The sequence below is a fragment of the Roseiarcus sp. genome (genome assembly GCF_049514155.1).
GTDB lineage: Bacteria > Pseudomonadota > Alphaproteobacteria > Rhizobiales > Beijerinckiaceae > Roseiarcus.
Window position 1 is genome coordinate 1 of record NZ_JBEKVH010000291.1, and the last position, 2,556, is coordinate 2,556.

At 61.9% G+C, this 2,556-nt stretch carries 4 protein-coding genes; 1 reads left to right on the forward strand and 3 read right to left on the reverse strand.

Going from position 1 to position 2,556, the window contains the following annotated elements; genetic code table 11:
- The 3 genes from ABSF49_RS21640 to ABSF49_RS21650 all read right to left on the reverse strand — a co-directional run.
- Positions 1–607 (reverse strand): YqaJ viral recombinase family protein (locus ABSF49_RS21640; protein ID WP_424114697.1); only part of this gene is annotated, 607 nt, incomplete at its 3' end.
- Positions 608–1,366: 759 nt separating this feature from the next.
- Positions 1,367–1,804, reverse strand: coding sequence for a hypothetical protein (locus ABSF49_RS21645; RefSeq protein ID WP_424114698.1), 438 nt, complete (start codon positions 1,802–1,804; stop codon positions 1,367–1,369).
- A 6-nt stretch (positions 1,805–1,810) separates the two neighbouring features.
- Complete coding sequence (locus ABSF49_RS21650) at positions 1,811–2,071, reverse strand: type II toxin-antitoxin system prevent-host-death family antitoxin (protein ID WP_424114699.1); 261 nt, start codon at positions 2,069–2,071, stop codon at positions 1,811–1,813.
- 66 nt (positions 2,072–2,137) lie between these two features.
- Between ABSF49_RS21650 and ABSF49_RS21655 the strand changes: the two genes are divergently transcribed.
- Positions 2,138–2,305, forward strand: a complete 168-nt coding sequence (locus ABSF49_RS21655; protein WP_424114700.1) for a hypothetical protein — start codon at positions 2,138–2,140, stop codon at positions 2,303–2,305.
- Positions 2,306–2,556 lie beyond the last annotated feature (251 nt).

Consider the following 2,556-nt stretch of genomic DNA (forward strand, 5'->3'; position numbering starts at 1 on the left):
GCTCGATGAACGCCGGCTGGGTCGAGCGGAACAGGCCCGCCATCTGCGCCCAGGAATTGGATTGGCTCATATCGACGATGCGCACGGCTTCGATCGCGGCGCGCGTCGGATCGACGCCGAAGAGAAAGGGGCGCTCGCCCGTTTCGACGCACCGCCAGAACCGCCGCTCGGCGGTTATCAGCAAGTGCTGATAGAGCGAATCGGCGGCGATGGTCATCTCGACCCATTTGCCGCCGCCGGTGACGATCGACAGCGCCGCCGACCTGGCGTTGGTCACCCACATATTGTGCTGCAGCTGGGCCATGTGCTTATCGGCCGCCGTCTCTTCGGAAAACGACCACGGCAACATGAACTTGGCTTCGAACACCGCGTCGAGGCCCTCAACCATGCCGTCCAGGGTCGCGGCCATCCACCGGTTCACCGGATGGCGGACGCGACGTTGCACGTCTTTGACGACCCGGCCGGTGTTGCGCTCGTACCAGTTGCGATTGAGCGCCTCGGTCGCCACGCCGAGTTGAACGACGAGGTTGCCGGAGAAATCCGCCGGCTCGACTTCGCCGCGTTTTTCCCGCCACAGGCGCAGCAGGGCGGCCTCGTCCGAACCCATGATGATCCGCGAGTCGGATCCACCGATGAATTGGCGACGATTTTCCGGTGAGTTTGAGGATGGGTGCGAGTTCATCGGTCCTCCGATCGAGAAGAGGGGGTCGGTCAAGAGCCGCGCAACGGTTAAGTAACGCGCCATAGACACGTATCTAGACGTATCTTCGGTTCATCCACAGTGCACGCGAATACAAAATATGTAACGTAGTAATACTATAACTGATGCGGACATAAATACAATAGGTTATTGCGTCAATCGCCGATGGACATGCCTTTTATTCGCAAATTGATACTCTATATAACCCTCAACATGCAAATATTCGCCCGCTTTGGCTCTTGGAGCTTTCTGATCGGAACGACGGCGGCACCGCAGCTTCGCAATCGCACGTTTCTACTCCCACGCGACGGACCGGCGCCGAAGATCGTTTCGATGGGGAAGGTGACGCTTCCCGGCAGTCCCTTGCGCGCGGGCTGTCCAGGCATGGGCTCGGCGCCTCGACGTTGGTTCGCGCAGAGCCGCACAGCCAAGACGCGATGCGCCCTGTCGAGACGCCATCGCCGTCATCAAATTTTTGGCTTCACGAGACCGACCCGAACGGTCGGCTCGATCGCTCCCGCGGGCCTGATCCGGATCGATAAACCCGTGCGTCCCTACCAAAAAATACTGAAGACATTCGTCTAATGTCATCGTCTGCGCGATAGGACGAGCCCGGCGGACGCGCGCCCCGGCTGAGCAGAAGGCTCAATTAGCTGGGCGCCGGCGCTATGTGCGGGGGACCTGACGGGCGCTTCGTGAACCGACCAGGGCGAGGAATCGGTCGCGAACTGTCACGAATAATCCCGGCGGGATCACGCCGTAGACGACCGAAGCGTCTGTTGCGCCCGGCAGCCGGCGGAGATCGGGGCCGGGCCATATGAACTCGTTCCACTCCGAGAGGACGATCCAGGAGCGCGAATCGTCAAGCTGGAGCCGCTCCTTGGTCTTGGCCGGAATTTCGAGCGCCAGGGTAGGGTCGTCGGGTGGACTGTGGGTTATGGGCAGGACCAGCGCGCGGGTGTCGCCGTTTTCGTCTGATCGGAGCGCGGCGACAATGGCGCAGGGACGATCTTTTTGGCCTTCGTCGCGTCCTTCCAGGTACTCGCGATACCAGAGGTAGCTATAGCGGATAATGAGACCAGGAACGGGTTCGGGAAGCGCCACGGCCGATCACTTGAGATCGGTGTCGAGACGGGCGAATTCGTCCGGCACCTTGGCGCTGCGGACAGCCTCGACCCATTCCTCAGGCAGTTCGGCCGCAAGGCCTACCCGCCGGTCGCGCCGTTTGAGACGCGCCCATTCCTCGGCGGCCATGACCACGAGGGAGTCGCGTCCGTGTTTGGTAATGACGACCGGCTCATGCCTGGCCTTGTCGCTCAGCATCCCGAAGGCTTGCTGAAATTCGCTCGCCGTGACTTTTGTTAGTTCCATGGCATAATCTCCAATTTATTCATTTTATCCAAAATGGACACTATGCGCAAGGGAAACATGATCCGAATGAAAATAATGCCGCCAAACTGGGCGAGAAGGTCGGGGCCGACCACCGCGTCGTCCGCCTTCGTCAACGCGCCCTTCGCCGACAAGTTGTCGCGAGCCCAGGCGGGCCGCCTCGTCGCCGGATTCGAGGCGGTCGATTTCGGCGATGAGGCGATCGCGCAGCCGTAAGGATTGTTCGGCGGTCAGCGCGGAATTGGCCAGCGGCGGCAGCGCCGGCGCGCGCCGCGGCGCGCCCTGCCGAGGCTGCGTCAGCGCGCCGGAAGCCTCGCCGTTCGACGACCGCCGATCTTCGCTCCGGGAAGCCTTGCAGATGCTGACGCGCCTTGGCGAGCACTCGCACCGCCGTGGCGCGCGACCGGATCAAATCACGCATCGCCTCGTGGGCGCTATCTGGCACCCATACGGCGGTCAATTCGCCG